Annotated in this window: 16 protein-coding genes; 6 read left to right on the plus strand and 10 right to left on the minus strand. The window is 64.8% G+C overall.

Annotated features, from left to right (window positions below; genetic code table 11):
• Positions 1–17: 17 nt before the first annotated feature.
• From ACVWWJ_RS12750 to ACVWWJ_RS12760, 3 genes are all read left to right on the plus strand, one after another.
• On the plus strand, positions 18–455 hold the full coding sequence (locus ACVWWJ_RS12750) for a hypothetical protein (protein WP_456968157.1): 438 nt from the start codon (positions 18–20) through the stop codon (positions 453–455).
• A gap of 111 nt (positions 456–566) precedes the next feature.
• Positions 567–1,163, plus strand: a complete 597-nt coding sequence (locus ACVWWJ_RS12755) for a hypothetical protein (RefSeq protein WP_456968158.1) — start codon at positions 567–569, stop codon at positions 1,161–1,163.
• Positions 1,160–1,693, plus strand: coding sequence for a hypothetical protein (locus ACVWWJ_RS12760; RefSeq protein ID WP_456968159.1), 534 nt, complete (start codon positions 1,160–1,162; stop codon positions 1,691–1,693). The genes ACVWWJ_RS12755 and ACVWWJ_RS12760 overlap by 4 nt, the downstream gene beginning before the upstream one ends.
• A 34-nt stretch (positions 1,694–1,727) precedes the next feature.
• On the opposite strand, the gene ACVWWJ_RS12765 is transcribed toward ACVWWJ_RS12760, so the two are convergent.
• The 4 genes from ACVWWJ_RS12765 to ACVWWJ_RS12780 form a co-directional block, all read right to left on the minus strand.
• On the minus strand, positions 1,728–4,040 hold the full coding sequence (locus ACVWWJ_RS12765) for a DNA internalization-related competence protein ComEC/Rec2 (RefSeq protein WP_456968160.1): 2,313 nt from the start codon (positions 4,038–4,040) through the stop codon (positions 1,728–1,730).
• An 86-nt stretch (positions 4,041–4,126) separates the two neighbouring features.
• Positions 4,127–4,696 carry a hypothetical protein gene (locus ACVWWJ_RS12770; RefSeq protein WP_159896500.1) on the minus strand — a complete coding sequence of 190 codons (570 nt, stop codon included), beginning with the start codon at positions 4,694–4,696 and terminating at the stop codon, positions 4,127–4,129.
• A 138-nt stretch (positions 4,697–4,834) separates the two neighbouring features.
• On the minus strand, positions 4,835–5,935 hold the full coding sequence (locus ACVWWJ_RS12775; RefSeq protein WP_456968161.1) for a hypothetical protein: 1,101 nt from the start codon (positions 5,933–5,935) through the stop codon (positions 4,835–4,837).
• A gap of 168 nt (positions 5,936–6,103) precedes the next feature.
• A complete protein-coding gene (locus ACVWWJ_RS12780; RefSeq protein ID WP_159896504.1) occupies positions 6,104–6,709 on the minus strand; it encodes a rhomboid family intramembrane serine protease in 606 nt (201 codons plus the stop codon).
• A gap of 137 nt (positions 6,710–6,846) precedes the next feature.
• Here ACVWWJ_RS12780 and ACVWWJ_RS12785 point away from each other — a divergent pair, with 137 nt between their 5' ends.
• Both ACVWWJ_RS12785 and ACVWWJ_RS12790 read left to right on the plus strand, forming a co-directional pair.
• Positions 6,847–7,722: a PhzF family phenazine biosynthesis protein gene (locus tag ACVWWJ_RS12785; RefSeq protein ID WP_456968162.1), complete on the plus strand. Its 876-nt coding sequence runs from the start codon at positions 6,847–6,849 to the stop codon at positions 7,720–7,722.
• A 2-nt stretch (positions 7,723–7,724) separates the two neighbouring features.
• Positions 7,725–8,180, plus strand: a complete 456-nt coding sequence (locus tag ACVWWJ_RS12790) for a YaiI/YqxD family protein (protein WP_456968163.1) — start codon at positions 7,725–7,727, stop codon at positions 8,178–8,180.
• Between the two features lie 409 nt (positions 8,181–8,589).
• On the opposite strand, the gene ACVWWJ_RS12795 is transcribed toward ACVWWJ_RS12790, so the two are convergent.
• The 4 genes from ACVWWJ_RS12795 to ACVWWJ_RS12810 form a co-directional block, all read right to left on the minus strand.
• Positions 8,590–9,423, minus strand: coding sequence for a dimethylarginine dimethylaminohydrolase family protein (locus ACVWWJ_RS12795; RefSeq protein ID WP_456968164.1), 834 nt, complete (start codon positions 9,421–9,423; stop codon positions 8,590–8,592).
• A gap of 86 nt (positions 9,424–9,509) precedes the next feature.
• A complete protein-coding gene (locus ACVWWJ_RS12800) occupies positions 9,510–9,791 on the minus strand; it encodes a hypothetical protein (protein ID WP_159896512.1) in 282 nt (93 codons plus the stop codon).
• A gap of 96 nt (positions 9,792–9,887) precedes the next feature.
• On the minus strand, positions 9,888–10,769 hold the full coding sequence (locus ACVWWJ_RS12805; protein ID WP_456968165.1) for an NAD(P)-dependent oxidoreductase: 882 nt from the start codon (positions 10,767–10,769) through the stop codon (positions 9,888–9,890).
• 13 nt (positions 10,770–10,782) lie between these two features.
• Positions 10,783–11,958: an NAD(P)/FAD-dependent oxidoreductase gene (locus ACVWWJ_RS12810; protein WP_456968166.1), complete on the minus strand. Its 1,176-nt coding sequence runs from the start codon at positions 11,956–11,958 to the stop codon at positions 10,783–10,785.
• Between the two features lie 84 nt (positions 11,959–12,042).
• On the opposite strand from ACVWWJ_RS12810, the gene ACVWWJ_RS12815 reads away from it, so the two are divergent.
• Positions 12,043–12,525: a YajQ family cyclic di-GMP-binding protein gene (locus ACVWWJ_RS12815; RefSeq protein ID WP_159892202.1), complete on the plus strand. Its 483-nt coding sequence runs from the start codon at positions 12,043–12,045 to the stop codon at positions 12,523–12,525.
• A gap of 122 nt (positions 12,526–12,647) precedes the next feature.
• Here the strand turns inward: ACVWWJ_RS12815 and ACVWWJ_RS12820 are convergent, their stop codons facing one another.
• Together ACVWWJ_RS12820 and ACVWWJ_RS12825 are read right to left on the minus strand one after the other, a co-directional pair.
• Positions 12,648–15,854 carry a ligand-binding sensor domain-containing diguanylate cyclase gene (locus ACVWWJ_RS12820; RefSeq protein WP_456968167.1) on the minus strand — a complete coding sequence of 1,069 codons (3,207 nt, stop codon included), beginning with the start codon at positions 15,852–15,854 and terminating at the stop codon, positions 12,648–12,650.
• On the minus strand, positions 15,844–17,391 hold the full coding sequence (locus tag ACVWWJ_RS12825) for a putative bifunctional diguanylate cyclase/phosphodiesterase (protein WP_456968168.1): 1,548 nt from the start codon (positions 17,389–17,391) through the stop codon (positions 15,844–15,846). Before ACVWWJ_RS12825 ends, ACVWWJ_RS12820 begins: the two co-directional genes overlap by 11 nt.
• Positions 17,392–17,512 lie beyond the last annotated feature (121 nt).

Consider the following 17,512-nt stretch of genomic DNA (forward strand, 5'->3'; position numbering starts at 1 on the left):
GATGGGGATGTCACGCAGTGAGCGATGTACGTATGAGGATTTCCGTCAGCTTGAGGATCGTCAGTCACTCTCTCACCGCTGACGACATCGTAGCGTCGCTTGGCTTGACCTCGACGAGGCAGTGGACCAAACACGAAATCAGAACGTCACCAAGTGGTCTTGTACTTGATGGCGTGTGGGGCAACACCTACGTGACGTTTCGACTTATCGACAGGGAGCGTATCGGGCTCGCAGATGCCTTGTCATCCTGCACACGCCAGCTGGCTTATCTCGCCCCTGTTTTGGACAGGTTGCGAGAAACTGGTGCTGAGGTCGAACTCTTTGTTGGGTGGTTCCTCGAACGGGACGGCGGCGACAAACTACCGAGCGATCTGCTGGAAGCGTTAGCGAAGTTAGGCCTGGCTCTCTCGTTGGACGTCTACGGGCCCGACCCTCCGAAAGACGCATCGCCGTAGGAGCTATTCAGACTGTCGGGAATCCCGTCTAACCCGAAGCGGATTTATCCTTGGATTGGCGCGAAACCCATGCTCAGGTCCTTACCTCCCACGTCCAGCCAACGGCTTTCTGTGACCGACATCGTCGCAGACGACATTGAACGCCGTCCGTTCGGACACCTTCTGTCGATTCCGGATGGCTTTCATTCGTCCGTGGAGCTTCTGGTCCATGAATCAATATCCCATTCCGTCGACGAAGACATTTCCCAAGCAATACCCGACTCCCCTACCGTGCCTTCCTTGGGTGGCCGAGGCACCTTGATCGTCGGAGCAATGGATGTCGGCCGAGCCCTCGCCACGAACATCAGCACGGCGATCTCGGAAAACGACCGCCTGACGTTCCTCGTTCCGCACGCTTATGCCATCCCGAGCGAGGCTGATTCTTTGCAGGGCACCTTCGGCGGGAATGTCGTTACGTTCAACGACGGCGTGTATGTGAAGTTCAGAGACACGAGCTTCGACCCAGAGATCATTCGACGCGCTATGGCGAGCATGATTGGCTGCTACTCCGTGGCGTGGCTTTTCGATGATGGCGAAGCGCTCGTCCACCCTGTCGTTGCTGTGGTTCCTATCTTTGATGGCGATGGATTCGCGCTAGTGGCGCCGTCCCGAACCTCGATAAGAACGGTCCTTCCCGCTATGAATCTGAGTGCCGAGGCAACACGATGAAGCCACGAAACACGCTTGGCCTGAAAACACTTCTCGTGACAGCCTGCCTGTGTTTTTCGGACTGGGTTTCCAGCGCCGAACACGCTGCCCATGATGGGGGCAGGCAGATCGTCGCAACCCTCTATAAGGACTTTGCATGGGAGGCCATGGCGTCGTCAGACGTGTCCGATGAGCTCTTTGGCCCCACCCTCGCTGAAGAACCGAGGCAGGTCCTGCAAAAATACTTCGACGCCAAGCTCGCGGGCCTGATAGCCAGGGATGCCGCCTGTGTGGCCGAACACCAAGGAGATGAATGCAACCTGGATTTGGATCTGCTGTTCGCTTCGCAGGACCCGTCTGTCGCAGACCTCCGAATCGTCGCGCTCAGCCCGGAGCGCGTCAGCGTTTCGTTCGCCTCCCCCTCTGACAATCAGAAGTTCGACCTCGAGTACGTCACTACTCGGACTGCTGCAGGCTGGCGAATAAAAGATGTCGTCTACCGTAACCGTGAAGACCTGAGCCTCACGCAGCTGTTATCTCGGAAGCCTTGAGGGAAAATGAGGACGATGACCTGTCCACTGAAACCTACTCCCGCCAGTAACGATCAGCCGGTCGCCGCCATTCCCTGGCAACACGCGGCACGGCGTCACGAGAAAGGTCGACCGCGATGGCGCCGCTCGCTGCCGTGTTGAGCACCGCTGAACCGGCGTCCTCAAGCCTTACAAGCACCGACGCATGCGGGTGCCCAAAGCGGTTACGCCACCCCGCCGACACGATCGCCAGATCCGGCTGCACGGCCCGAAGCCACAGCACGTCCGAAGAATGCTTGCTGCCGTGATGCGCGACGGTCGTCACGGTCGGTAATTCGGACCAGAGCGCTTCGCGAACCATGCGTCGCTCGGCCTTGGCGCTTATGTCCCCCGTCAGCAGGAAGCGGCCGCCCTCTCCCTCGACCGAGAGCACGCATGAGCGATCGTTGCTCGCTGTCTTTCCCTGTTTTTCGCGGGGCACGTCGAGGAACCTGAACCTGACGCCATCCCATGACCAGTCGGACTCCGACGTGCAGTCGTCTGCAGGGAACCCCAGGCGTTCCGGCTCACCGGATAACCTTCGTGCGTCGGGATAACGGGCAACGACAGCCGCCGCCCCACCAGCATGGTCATTGTCACCATGGCTGACCACGAGCGTGTCGACGGGCCCGATACCCAACGCCGTGATCGACGGCAGCACAATGCCAGCGCCTGCATCGCGTCCGGCACCATAGGCAGGCCCCGTGTCGTAGACCAGCGTGTGGTGACGCGTATGGATAACCACGGCAAGCCCTTGCCCCACGTCCAGCACCCAGGCGCGAAAGGCTCCCGCCTTTGGCATATCCCGTGTCGGCAGCAGCAGTGGCAGGAACAGCAGCGCGCCGTAGGCACGCAGCGGAACGCCGCGCGGCATGAACAGCCACAGCGCTCCCATGGTCGCGAGGGCTACGGAAAAGACACTACTGTCGGCCACGCTCAGCTGGGCCCCCGGCACCTTGGCCAGCTCGCTGAGGAGTCGCCAAAGCCAGCCGATGATCCACGCCGAGGCGATAAGTACAGGCGCCGCCAACAAGGGCAGTGGCAGGAGCACGCACCCCATCAACGTCAGCGGGACAACCACGAAGCTCACCAGTGGCGCGGCGACCAGGTTAGCCACGAAGCCCATCAGTGACGTGCTACCGAACAGGTACAGGGAAAGGGGCAGCAACGCGACACTCATGGCAGCCTGCGCCCTGAGCAACTCGCCCGCCCAGCCGAGGAGTCCGCGCGAACGCGGTGCCACGCAACAGATCAGAAAACCGACACCGGCGAACGACAACCAGAAGCCCGCCGAGAGCACCGAGAGGGGATCGAAGACGAGTACGGTGAGCATCGCGAACGCCAACAACGACAGTCCACCTGCACGCCGTCGCGACAACCCTCCCAGCACGACGACACCGATCATCAGCAACGTCCGCACCGTGGGAAGGCCAAGGCCCGCGAGCGTGCCGTAACCGCCGGCGACCACCAGGCCCAGCATCGCCTGCGCCAAAGGTCGTGGCAGGCGCAGGCCGAGCAAGGGCCACCACGCGTACAGCAACCGCACCGCCAGCACGCCGCCGCCCGCGGCGACACCCACATGAAATCCTGAGATGGCGATCAGGTGCGACACACCCGTGGCACGCGCGACATCCCAGTCCGAGGCATCGAGGCCGCGCGTATCGCCTATAGCGAGGGCTTTGAGGACGCGGGCGTTTTCCGCGCCCAGGTGCGTGTCCAGCGCGCGTGCGATGGCATCGCGCCACCCATCCACGCACACGCCCTGGCGAATGCGCTCGTTTTCCTCGGCAGCGCGCACATAGCCCGTGGCGACGATGCCGCGCTGAAGCGCCGTACGTTCGGCGTCGCCGCCGCCGGGATTGACGCTGCCGCGCGGGCGACGAAGGCGAACCGTCAGCCGCCAACGCTCGCACGACGCAGGCGAGACCCGCGTGCGATACCACGTAAGACGAAACTTTCCTCGTGACGCAGGCGGAGCACCACCCACGCTGTCGGGCGCCATGACGAACGACGTGTCGCCGCCACGGGCACGCGGCAGATCCACGATACGTCCCGTGACGACGACATCCTGCCCCTCGTTTTCCACCGGCAGGCGTGCGGCCATGCCGAGGGCGCCTTGCAAGGCAGCCCACGCGGCGAACAGGACGAACACGGCGAGGAGTCGCGCGGGACGCCAGGGCGCGGCGGCGATGCACGCCAGCGCGACAACGACGCCCGTCATCGACCAGGGCCACGGCGGCAGCCGGGCACACGCCTGTATGGCTGTGCACCCGAGCAGGCCGGCCACAGCCATCCACACAAGCGTTAAAGGAGGAGCACGACCCAGCATGACGGAGACCGCGGCAAACGGCACTCCAGACTAAATGCGGCAGCGCGCGTCCATGCCCGTCAAACGCTGTGGGTCGTCACCGCGAGTTAGTGCCCGCCGTCACGCCCGCCCGAACCCCGGTTGAAGTTTCCACGAGGCGACGAACGTACATTCGACGAGCCTCCCTGCGACGGACGTCCGCCACCATGCCATCCACCCGGCGGCGGATTCGGACGACCGCCACCATGCCATCCGCCTGGCGGCGGCGGGCGGTTGCCCTGCCAGCCACCCGGGTGCGGTGGACGCCCACCTTGCCAGCCGCCCGGCGGGCGATGGTCGCCGTCGCCGGGACGTCCGTGCCAACCGCCCGGAGGCGGCCGATGGTCGTACCCGCCACGGTCACGGTAGTAACCACGGTTATAACCACGCCCGCCATACCAGGCCGAGCCAAGGACGATGTCGTTATACCCACCGTAATACCCCGGACCGAAGCCGTAGCCATAGCCGAAACCCGGGTCGTAGTAACCACCACCCGGCTGGACGACGGTCGTCGTTTCGGTGCCGTAATACGCGTCGCCGCCCCCGGAGCTGCTACGAACGTAGCCAGGGTCGTAGTAACAACCAGCAAGCGGCAGGATGGCCGCGGCAGCCAGAAGCAATGAATACGCACGACGCATAAGGATTCTCTGTTGAGAAGAACGGCGGTGGACGACATTGACACTGCGCCCGTGCGATTGAACGCCCGCTAAAAAAGAAAGGGTCGCGAAAGCGACCCTTCCTCTTCGTTCAGTCTACGCGGTCAACCGCGTCGAGAATCAGCCCTTGCTCTTCTGCTGATCGCCACGCTGGTGCGCCTCGTTGGCGTAGTTTGCTTCCGGCGAGGCCTGTGAGGGCGACGGCGGATCTCCCTCGGTGCCCGGCTGCGACGCCGGTACGCCATTGCTGTTCTCGCCCGTCGGCCACGAGGGCGGCTGACGATCGCGCTCACGCTTGGCTTCGAGCAGCGCCTGGATGTGCGCGACGGCTTCTTCCTGGCTGATGTGCTGCACGGGCTCGTCGTTGCTTGCCGGGGCGGCAGGCTTCGCGACCGGCTTCGGACGCGGCTTTGGCGCAGGCGTTGCCTTCGCTTCGGGCTTCGATGCCGGTGCGGGCTTCGATGCCGGTGCGGATGACGCGGCCGGCGGCACGCTCAACGGCGGCTTACGCGGGGTGCTGGTGGCTGGCACACGCGATACGGGCTTCTGCTCGATGGTATGCGCACTCGCACGGCGCGTGGTCGGAGCGGACTTCGACGAAGGTGCAGTTGCAACCTTTTTCGCCGGGGTGGCGACCTTGCGTGCCGGCGCCTTAGTGGCGGCAACCTTGCGCGCAGGTGCCTTCGCGGGGGCTTTCTTCGCGACAACCTTGCTGGCGGCGGTCTTGCGGACCGGAGCCTTTGTGGCCGCGGTCTTCCGGGCTGGTGTCTTGCGTGCGGAGGCCTTGGTGCTGGCCTTCTTCGACGCGGCTTTGCGCGGTGCTGCTTTCTTGGCCGCTACCTTACGTGCCGGCGACTTCTTCACAGCGGCCTTGCGAGCCGATGTCTTCGTTACGGCCTTCTTGACAGCGGCTTTCCGGACGGCAGTCTTCTTGCCAGACGCCTTTTTCACCGCTGTCTTCTTACCGGCTGCCTTTTTGACCGCCGTCTTCTTAACTGCCGACTTCTTTACAGCCGACTTTTTCACCGCCGACTTCTTGACCGCTGTCTTCTTGACGGCTTTCTTCGCCGCTGCCGGACGGGCAGCTGCCTTGCGCGCTGTCTTCTTGGCAGCAGCGCGAACGCCCGCCTTCTTCGCGACGGTCTTCTTTACGGCGCTCTTTTTCGAGGCCGATTTACGGGCCGCTGATTTCTTCGCGGTGGACTTGCGGGTAGTAGCCATGCGTTCACTCCTCCTACGTTAGTAGCCGACGCGAACTGCCCCACCGGGGAAGACCCGCGTGCATGCCGGACGACTTCGAAAAGGGTGGCACTCGATCCGGACAAACGCATGATGTATCAGCTGTCGTCCGAAGTCACATAACTGGTTCGTAAAAGTTCAGGTTCGCGGTCAGGAAAAGCTCGGTTGTGACAGCAACGCGATGAACCGGGGCAGCAGCGAAGGCTCGAGCGCGATGGTGAAGATCACGCCGTAGACGGCACCCCACAGGTGGGCGCTGTGATTCACGTTGTCGCCGCCGCGCTTGTCCATGTAGATCGAATACGCGACGAAAAGCACGGCGTAGACGATCGCCGGCAGCCTGATGAAGTAGACGAAGATGCTGGACCATGGGCTGATCAACACGTACGCGAAGAGGATCGCCGAGACCGCGCCGGATGCACCCAGGCTCCGGTAGGACGGGTTGTTACGGTTCTTCAGGTAGGTCGGCAGGATCGAGAAGATCAGCGCACCGATATAGAACGTGACGAACCCCAGTGGGCCCATGGCCTGGGTGAAGATGCCTTCCATGCTCCGGCCGAAGAAGTACAGCGTGAACATGTTGAAGATCAGGTGCGACCAATCCGCGTGGACGACGCCGTAGCTCACCAGCCGGTAGTACTCACGGCGGCGCGAGAGCGCGGGAGGCCAGAGAATCAGGTCGTCCATCAGGCGATGGTTGCGGAACGCGACGATCGAGACCACACAGGTCACGAGGATGATAAGCAGTGTGATCATGCGACGAAACTGCGTCCTTTAGGACCGGGCCAGCGCGCATCTTGGCGGTAACGCGCGCCGATGTCGAACCCCCGGGCCATGCCGGACAGGCGATGGACGGCTATCATGACCGACCTCCCCCGCTCCCGGCTCGACCGATGTCCCCCATCCGTTACAAGCAGCTCGACGTCTTCGCCGCCCGTCACGGCGGCGGTAATCCCCTGGGTGTCGTGATCGACGCCGAGGGCTGGTCCGACGAACGCATGCAGCGCTTCGCTCATTGGACCAACCTGGTCGAAACCACGTTCCTGATGCCCGCCCGCGCCGAAGGCGCCGACTACCGGGCACGTATCTTCACGCCCACCAAGGAAATTCCGTTCGCCGGCCACCCGACCATCGGCAGCGCGCACGCCGCGCTCGACGCCGGCCTGGTCACCCCGGATGCCGCCGGCATCATCTGGCAGGAATGCGGCGCCGGCGTGCTTCCCATCCGCGTGGAGAAGTCCGGCAAGGAGCGCGAGCTGTTTGTGCAGTCGCCCAAGGCGCGCATTGTCGGCGACGCCTCGTGCGCCGGTGAGACGCTGTCCGCCGTGCTCTATGGCGTCAAGCTCGGCGCGCTGGCTCCGGCCTGCGTGGAAGGTGGCCGCCGCTGGTGGGTCGCCGAGTTCGCCGAGGAAAGCGCGCTGCGTGGCTGGCGTCCCGATCATGCCGCGATCCGTGCGCTTGCGCTTGCCACCGATACTCTCGGCCTGTGCGTGTTCGCGCGCTCGGCCGAAGGCCTGGCCGTACGCGCCTTCCCGGCCGGTGTCGGCATCGTGGAAGACCCCGCCTCAGGCGCCGCCAACGGCCTGATCGCCGCCTATGTCGCCGCCCGCGACACCAGCGGCACGCTGACCAAGGGCTACGTCGTGAGCCAGGGCCGCGAAGTCGGCCACGATGCACGGATCATCATCCGCATCGATGGCGAAGCCGTGTGGGTCGGCGGTTGCACCAACACCATCGTCGACGGCCACGTGGACTGGACGGACGCCTGAGCATGCAGATCTGGGTCGACGCCGACGCCTGTCCCAACGTCATCAAGGACATCCTGTTCCGCGCCGCCGAGCGCGAACAGGTCAACGTCACCCTCGTCGCCAACGCCTGGATCCGCACCCCAGCCTCACGTTTCATCCGCTCGATCCAGGTACCCGGTGGTTTCGACGTGGCGGATGACGAGATCGTCCGCCGCGTCGAACCGGGCGACCTCGTCGTCACCCAGGACATCCCGCTGGCCGCCTTCGCGATCGAGAAAGGCGCCCTGGCCCTGCACCCGCGCGGCGAGATGTACACCAAGGAGACGATCGCGCAGCGCCTGTCCATGCGGAATTTCATGGAAGAACTTCGTGGCTCCGGCGTAAACACGGGCGGCCCCACCACCATGCACCCCCGCGACCGGCAGAACTTCGCCAACGCGCTCGATACATGGCTGGCAAAGCGTCGCTCGGCGACCTGAGTCGCGAGGGTCGCGGTCGGGTTGGCCCTTGGGGCCGCGGCGCGGCACTTCGTGACGGGCCGTAGCTCCTCTTTCGCATTCCATGTGGACTGGGCGGCCCTCAGCTTAGGCGGCCCCAAGGGCCAACCCGACCGCGACACCGGACGTTGACGTTGCGTGTCGCAAGAGCGCAAAGCGGCTTCGTCGTCACACTTAATAAGTGTGCCGCAACACGCTGTCGTAGGAGCCGATTCATCGGCGAATCCTCAGGGTGTCGCGTTTGCGAAAAATGCATTGCATTCGTCAGGCCAGCGGTTGAACCGCCTGCACGATGCGACTCAATTCCTCATTCGCGATAGCAACGTCGAGGCGTTCGCCGCTGAAGCGGCTCCCACAATGAGAGCATGGGCTCGCGCAGCGAGCCATCCGCTTAAGCGCCTACTGCCTCGTCGAGGCGCAGCGTCAGGCACTTTGCGGCGCCGCCGGATTTCATGAACTCGTCGAGGGCGACCTCGGCCAACATGAAGCCGGCGCCCTCGAGGCGGGAACGGAGATCGGGGCTTGCGCGGTTGAGGATCACTACCTTGCCTAAATTCACCGCATTGCAGGCGAAGTCGAGCGCATCGTGCTCGTGGACCGCGATGCGGTGGCTCGGCGGGACGTGCTTCTCGATCAGTGCCAGGGACGGCGCGTCGAACGCCGCCGGGAAATACAGCGTGTAGCCATCCGCCAGCGGACAGAAGCACGTGTCCAGATGGTAAAAGCGCGGATCGGCAAGCTTCAGTGCCAGTACTTCCACATCCAGCAACCGGGCCAGCGCGGCTGCGGCGGTCTGGTCGGAGCGGTGGCCGTAGCCCATCCACAGGCGGCGCGAGATGCCGCGATCGAACAGGCCGTCACCGGCGCCTTCGAAGAAGACGTCTTCGGGGAGATCCACGATGTCGAAGCCGTGGCGGCTGAACCAGGCGCGATTAGGAGCTTCCTCGCCCTGCCGCTCGGTGTAGCGGAAGCGACTGGGGACGAAGGCGTTGCCGAAGACCAGGCCAGCGTTGGCGGCGAAGGTCATGTCCGGCTGGCCGGGCGTGGCTTCTTCCAGCGCGACATCCGCGTGGCGCGAAACCGTTTCGCGGAGCGCATCCCACTGCCGGCGGGAGCGCTCGGCCGTGGTGTCGTGCACGTGGTCCGTCATCCATGGATTGATGACGTAGCTGACTTCAAAAAAGGTGGGCGGGCACATCAGGACGCGAGGAACGGTACGTTCCATCGTCGGGGACATCGTTTCTGCCATGGACGGTACTCACCGGGATGGGGGAACGAGCCCCCATCATGGCAGAAACGCTGACCGGGTCGTCAGGACAACTTGGCGGTGACCGCCGAGATCGTGTCCGACGAAAAATGCAGTTCCTTCAGGGCTTCCTCGAGCGAATCGCGCGAGTTCGCCTCGACTTCCACTTCTTCGCCCACGCTGGCCGGCGACACATGCACATAGCGGCTGCCTTCCTGGTAGGCGATGCCCTCGTCATGGAAGATCTGCTTGGTGGCGAGCTTGAACGTGCTGTCGTTCGATTCCTTGATGGTGATCGCACGGCCTTCGTGCATGCCCTCGTATACCGTCTTCCAGCTTACCGTCATGATGTCCATCCTCAGCTGCACAACAACGTGCGGGTCCCATTGTTGCGGACCCGCGGGGGTATTGATTGTGAAGGCTTGCCGAAATCCGGCCTCGTTTCAATCCTTCAGGCGCGCCCGGGCAGCCGCCACGCGGGCCAGGCCCGAAAAATCCAGATCCCCGTCACCGGCCGCCAGCGACTCCAGCAGCGCGTCGTGGAGCACGCTGGCGAAGGGCATGGGCACGCGCTTGGCGTCCGCTGCGGCGCGGGCCAGGCCGATGTCCTTGAAGCCAAGGCTCAGCTTGAAAGCAGCCGGCGTATAGGTCTGCTCGGCGATCATCCCCCCGTAGATCTTGTAGATCGGTGAGGCGAACAGCGAGTTCGACATGACGTCGAGGAAATCCTTCGCCGAGACGCCATGGGCGCGCGTCAGCGTGGTGGCCTCGGCCATGCTCTCGATAGCGGCGCCGATCAGGAAGTTACCGCCGATCTTGAGGATCGTTGCGCGAATCGGGTCATCGCCCATCGGCCAGACTTTCTGGCCGATCAGTTCGAGCAGCGGCTGTACTTTGGCGATGGCGTCCGGCTTGCCGGAAGCGACGACGTTGAGGTTGCCTGCAGCCGCCACTTCGGGACGACCGAAGACAGGCGCCGCGACATAGCCGAGACCGCGCTTCTCGTGCGCCTCGATGAGTTCCTGCGCCAGCGCGACCGAGATCGTCGCGTGGTTCACGTGCACGGCACCCTTGGGTAGCGCGTCGAGCACGCCGCTGTCGAGGATGACCTCGCGCACGGCGGCGTCGTTGGCCAGCATGCTGTGCAGCACCTCGACACCGGAGGCGGCGTCGACCGGCCTGGCCGCGACCTTCGCGCCCTGCTCCGCCAGCGGTTTCGCCGCGTCTGCCGAGCGGTTCCAAACCGTCAGCTCGTGGCCGCCCTTGATCAGGTTGCCGGCCATGCCGGTGCCCATGTTGCCCAGTCCGATAAAACCGATACGCATGCGTTGCTCCGAGTCAGACGGCCAGGCCGGCGGCGTTGCCGGAGGCCCAGGCCCATTGGAAGTTGTAGCCACCCAGATGCCCTGTGACATCGAGCACTTCGCCGACGAAGTACAGGCCGGGCTGGCGTTTGGACATCATGGTGGACGACGACACCTCGTCGGTATCGACGCCGCCGAGCGTGACCTCGGCCGTGCGATAGCCCTCGGTACCGCTGGCCACCACGGGCCAACTGGCCAATTGTGCGCCGATGTCCTTGAACTCCGCGTCACGGTACTGGCGCATCGGCCGGTTCGGCAGCCATATTTCGCAGAGGCGCTCCGCCAGGCGGCGCGGCAGAAGGCCAGCAAGCACGGTTTTCAGCTCGGCCAGGGGACGTTCGGCGCGGGCTTCGAGCAGGGCCTCCGCGGCGTCGACACCGGGCAACAGGTCCACGCGCAGGTCCGTGCCCGGTTCCCAGTACGAGGAGATCTGCAGGATCGCCGGGCCGCTCAGGCCGCGATGAGTGAACAGCAGTGCGTCGCGAAAACTTGCGTCGTTCGCGGCAGCTTCCACCGGCAAGGCCACGCCCGCCAGGCCTTCAAAGCGCTCCTGGTGCTTGCCGCTCAGCGTCAGCGGCACGAGGCCCGCACGCAGCGGCAGCACGGCGTGACCGAACTGCTTCGCCAGTTCGTAGCCGAAACCGGTGGCACCGAGGCTGGGAATCGAAAGCCCGCCGGTGGCGACGACCACCGACGTGGCACGAACATGCCCCAGCAGCGTGTCACAGCCGAAACCGGTGTCCGTGGCCCGGAGGCGTGAGACAGCGCAGTTGATCTCCACGCGCACGCCTGCCGCAGCACATTCATCGAGCAGCATGCGCACGATCTGCTTGGAGGAATCGTCGCAGAACAGCTGCCCGGGCGACTTCTCGTGCCAGGCGATACCGTGTTTGTCGACCATGGCGATGAAGTCCCACGGCGTATAACGCGCCAGCGCGGACTTGCAGAAGTGGGGGTTCGCCGAGAGGAAATTGGCCGGCGTGGTGGCCGTATGGGTGAAATTACAGCGCCCGCCACCGGACATCAGGATCTTCTTCCCTGCCCGGTTGGCGTGGTCCACCACCAGCACGCGCTTGCCGCGGCCACCCGCGACGATGGCCGTCATCAGGCCCGCCGCACCCGCCCCGATGACGAGGACGTCGTATTCCATGCTGGGTTTTCCGCCGTGCAAACACACATGGTACCGCCCTCGCGTAAACTTGGTGACCTCGCCACGACCACCGGGATCCCCGCCATGCCCTCCTTCGACATCGTTTCGGAAGTCGACAAGCACGAACTGACCAACGCCATCGACCAGGCCAACCGCAAGGTAACGAGCCGCTTCGACCTGAAGGGCACCTCGGCCGGCATGGAACTGGACGACAGCACCGTCACGCTGAAGGCGGACAACGAATTCCAGCTCGAGCAGCTGATGCCGATCCTTCGCGAATGCCTCGCCGCGCGCCACATCGACGTGCGCGCCATGGATCTGGGCAAGGTGGAAACCAACCTCGCCCAGGCCCGGCAGAAGATCACCATCAAGCAGGGTATCGAGCAGCCGGTCGCGAAGAAGCTCATCGCGACGATGAAGGAAGCCAAGCTGAAGGTCGAAGCGCAGATCAACGGCGACAAGGTCCGCGTCACCGGCAAGAAGCGCGACGACCTGCAGACGGCGATGGCATTGCTGCGCAAGGCGGATGTGGAACTGCCGCTGCAGTTCGATAATTTCCGCGACTGAAAGCTCGCTCTGTGTGGGAGCCGCTTCAGCGGCGATGCTCCAGCCTGTCAAAGGCATCGCCGCTGAAGCGGCTCCCACACAGAGCGGGCTCCGACGCAGAGCGGGCTCCCACAGTAAGGCCGCTACAACCCAGCAATACGACTGCGATTGCGCCCGTCGTTCTTCGCCTCGTACAGCGCTTCATCCGCGCGACCCAGCAGTGAATTCAGCGACTCCGGCGAACGCCACATGGCGACGCCTGCGCTCACCGTGATGCGAATCCGATAATCCCCATGCACGATCACCAGCGCCGCCAGGGCATGGCGCACGCGCTCGGTGATATCCAGGGCATGCTCGGCCAGTGCGCCGGGCAGGCAGAGGATGAACTCCTCGCCACCGAAACGCCCCGCCAGATCGTCCGCCCGGCACATCGACGAAATCACCCGCATGGTCTCGCGGATCACCGTATCGCCGGCCAGATGGCCGAAGGTGTCGTTAACCGACTTGAAGTCGTCGATGTCCAGCAGTACCAGGCTGAAGGGGATGCCATCGTTGGCGGCGCCCTGACGCACGCGCTCGGCCTGCTCGAGGAAGCGGCGGCGGTTGAGCGAGCCGGTGAGTTCGTCGGTGCCGGCAAGATGGTCGAGTCGTTCGTTGGCGGCCTTGAGGTCGCGCGTCCGCGCATCGACCTGGGCTTGTAGCAGTTCGGCGCGCCGGCGCAGGTACATCGTACGCAGCGAGACCAGCCCGAAGAACGCAGCCACGGCCAGCGCTACCGCCGCCAGCAGGGTCCAGGGACTCTCATACCAACGCGGCGTCACGTCCACGCGCACGGAGGTTTCCACCGTGCGCGCATCGAGGCCGCGCATCGTCGCGCGCAGGCGCAGGGTGTAGGTGCCGCTGGCGAGGTTGGTGTAGATCGCACTGGGCGGAATACCGCGCGCCACTTCGTTCCAGCCTGTGTCCGCGTCGTCCATGCGGTAGGCGTAATGGGTTTCCATCGGCGCGCGGTAGTCGAGCAGCGCGAAGTCCACGCGCAGGTTACGGCCGTCGGCACCGATGGTGAGGCGTCCGCCATCCTCCGGCACATCGGCCAGCGGCAGCGAGCGGTCGTTGATGCTCACGTGCGTGACGGCCATGCGCGGCGGCATGAGCTGCGGTGCCACCCAGTACGGGCGAATCACGGTAAGTCCACCCAGCCCGCCGAACATCAGCTCGCCACCCGGCGCTTCCGCCGCCGCGCGGTGGATATAGCTGGGAATGCGCAGGCCATCGCGAATGCCCAGGTCCATCACGCGATGGCTGGCCGTGTCGACCATGGCGACGCCGTTGGCCATCGACGCCCAGATGCGGTCGTCGTGGTCGACCAGCAGTGCGTTGATCTTGGTATTGACCAGGCCCTCGCGCGCGCCGATCAGGCCGAAGCGGAACGGCCCGTGGGGCTTGAACGTATCAAGGTAAGCGATGCCGCCGAACGTGCCCAGCCAGAGCCGATGGTGGGAATCGAAGACCATCGAGCCGGTGTAGTCCTGCGGCAGGCTGGTCGGGTCGGCGGGGTCATGCCGCAGGTTCACGAAACCGGGCTGGCCGTCGTAACCGATGCTGATGCCGCTGATGGTGGCGAACCACCAGGCATCGGGCATGCGCACGATGTGACGCACCTGGTCGCCGACGATGCTGGCGGGATCCCGCGCGTCGTGGCGCATCTGGATGAGCTTGCCGGTCACCGTGTCGTACTGGAAAAGACCGTCATAACCGCCGATCAGTATCTCGTTGCCGTTGCGCTGCATCGACAGGATCAACCGGCCGTCGAGGCTGGGGATCATCGAGCTGTGCAGGGCGAAGGTGTCCGGATCGATGCGCGAGATGCCCTGCGCGCCTGCCCAGATGGAGCCGTCCGGTGCGACGACGAACGCCTGGACGTCACGCTCGGCCTGCTCGCCACCGAGTTGCAGGTGACGCATCGTGCCCTTGCCCAGGTCGAGCACGTCGATACGGCCCATGCCGAGGCCCAGCCACACGCGCCCACGCGGGTCGACGAAGACCGAGTGCACGTTCGCGTTGGACAACGTATGCGACTGCAGCGGTGAAGGCAGCACGGAAAACACCTTGCGACCGTTCGGGTCGTAATGCGCCGCGCCGAGCTCGGTGGCGACCCAGATGTTGCCGGTGCTGTCCTGGAAGATGTCGCGCGTGATGTCGCCCGGCAACGAGGACGGCATGGCCGCGTCGTGACTCAGGATGCGCAGCTGGTGCGTATTAAAGTCGTAGGTGACAACGCCGGCACCATCCGTCGCGGCCCAGAGCACGTGCTGTGGCGTCTCATGGAAGGCGCGCACCGTGCGTCGGCGCGCCATGCCGTTCTTGCCGGAGAAGCCGGGCACCAGTTGTGCGTGTCCCTGCGGGTCGACGTAGACCGCCCCGGACTGCCCTGTGCCGACCCACAACCGCGACTCACTGTCCTGGAAGAGCGCCCAGACCTGGTCGTGCAGGATCTCGTCGACCGCCGGTTCCTCCGACGTCACGCGCTGGAAATGGCCGCCCGGATGGCGCACGAACAGGCCGTTATCCGCGCCTGCCCAGACGTTTCCCGCCTTGTCTTCGGTGACCACGAAGGTGCGCGCGAGCATGTCTTTCGCGTCGCCGGGCTGGCCGGATTCGTGGGTGATCCTGCCCGAGCCGACATCGACGCGATCGATGCCGCTTTCGGTGGCGATCCAGAACACATTGCGCTCGCGGGCCCGCGAGATCGCGAAGATCTTGCCGTTCGAGGTACCACCCGGACCGACGGGATAAACGTGGAAGCGCGTCGTCACCGGGTCGAAACGCACCAGGCCACCGGCATTGGTGCCGATCAGCAAGCCGCCGTCGGCCAGCGGCATGAGATCGCGCACGTAGGCATCGGGTAGCACGGCACCGGCGTAGGAGTCGGGCTCCTGGCCGAACACCTGCATGCGGTAGCCGTCGTAGCGTGCGAGGCCGCCGAACGTGCCGATCCAGATGACGCCGCGGGTGTCCTGCACGATGGAGGTCGTTGTCGAATGGGGGAGACCGTCGGCAACGCCGACCGTGTCGAACCAGGCAGTCTCGTAGACAGCCCAAGGGTCGACGGCAACCGTGGTGCTCTGAGTGGGAGCCGGCTGTGCCGGCGATGCGCTTTGTGTGGGAGCCGGCTGTGCCGGCGATGGGGCTTGCGGCGGACTGGCTATCGCCGCTGAAGCGGCTCCCACAGGGGCTGTCGCCGCTGAAGCGGCTCCTACAAGGGCTATCGCGGCTGAGGCGGCTCCCACAAGGACACCGGCGCGCCAGCGCGGGAAACGCTGTCTACGCGGCCGCACGTCAGCCTGCATAGACCAGCGTCGGATCGAGATAGCGGCTGAAGGCGGCGGGGGTCATGGGCCGCGCGAAGAAGAAGCCCTGCCCCACGTCGCAACCGAGCTCGCGCAGCCAGTCGGCCTGGGCTTCGGTCTCAACGCCTTCGGCGATGGTGCGCATGTTGAGTTTCTTGGCCAGGCCGACGATGGCCTCGGTGATCTCGCGATCCACCAGGTTGGAGTCGCTGCCGCGCACGAAGGACTGGTCGATCTTGATCGTGCCGACCGGCAATTCGCGCAGATGGCCAAGGTTCCAGTACCCCGCACCGAAGTCGTCGATCAGCAGGTCGAACCCGTGCGAGCGCAGCTTGACCAGCTGGCGCAGGGTTTCTTCCGGCTCGCGCATAGCCGTGGACTCGGTGAGCTCGAAACGGATCCGCATGGGATTCACGCCATAGGAGCGCACCGTGCGGGCCAGCGTATCGACGAAAGCCGGTCGGCTGAGTTCGTGCATGGAAAGGTTGATGGCGACGTAGGCGACGTCGGTACCGGCGGTGTCCCACAGCTTGACCTGGGTGAGCACGGAACGCAGCACGAATTCACCCAGTGCGTGAATCAGGCCGGAGCGCTCGGCAATCGCGACGAAGATCGCCGGTGGTACGTCTCCGCGCGTCGGATGATGCCAACGCGCCAATGCTTCGACGCCTGCCAGTGTACCGTCGCTCAGATTGCGCTTGGGCTGGTATTCCACGTCGAGCTCACCGCGCTGCAGTGCCTCGCGCAGTTCCACCGTGAGGGCGAGCCGCTCGCGCGCCTGCTCGAGCATGCCTTCTTCGTAGAAACGGAAGTCGGCCTTGCCGGTTTCCTTGACCGCGTACATCGCGGCGTCGGCGTTGCGGATCAGAGTCTCGGCTACGTCGCCGTCGCGCGGCGCCACGGCGATACCGATGCTCGGGCTTACGGCAACGAACTGGCCGGCGACGTTCACCGGCTGCGACACCAGGTCGAGCACCTTGCGGCAGACGCGGACGAGGTTCTCGAGACCACCGTAGGCCTGCACGACCACCACGAACTCGTCGCCACCGAAGCGCGACACCACGTCGCGTTCGCGCACGCTGCTGCGCAACGAGGTAGCCACGGCACGCAGGAAAGCATCGCCCGCCTCGTGGCCGAGCGTGTCGTTGATCGACTTGAAGCCGTCGAGGTCGATGAAGAGCACCGCCAGCGTCGGGGTTTCCTCCACGGACAGCGCCTGCTCCAGCTCCTGCATCAGGTAGGCGCGGTTGGGCAGCCCGGTGAGGGTGTCGTGGTAGGCGTGGAAAGCGAGCGCGCGGCGCGCCTGCTCCTTGGGATCCTTCAGGCGGGCATGCAGGCGCCGGCGCTGGGTGTACAGCCAGCCGATGACCAGGCCGGCCAGCGCACTGACCACGATGAGCGCAACCAGCCAGCCCAGGCCAGCGCCGACGGTGCTGAAACCCGAGCAGCGCTCGCCCTCGCCCGGTCCGATGAGAGACCAGCGAGCGCATTTCGCCATCGCCACGTTGAGGCCGGCGTCGCTAAATTTTGTCAGCACGCCACGCTCCGGCCCTGCACAAGACGCTTCCCTTGGGAGTATCGGCCACCACCGCCCCCGACTTTAGAGTCGAAACCAGCCCGAATGATGATGGGTCGGTGGAAAAACGCAATGCACGATG

Source organism: Luteibacter sp. HA06 (genome assembly GCF_054061215.1).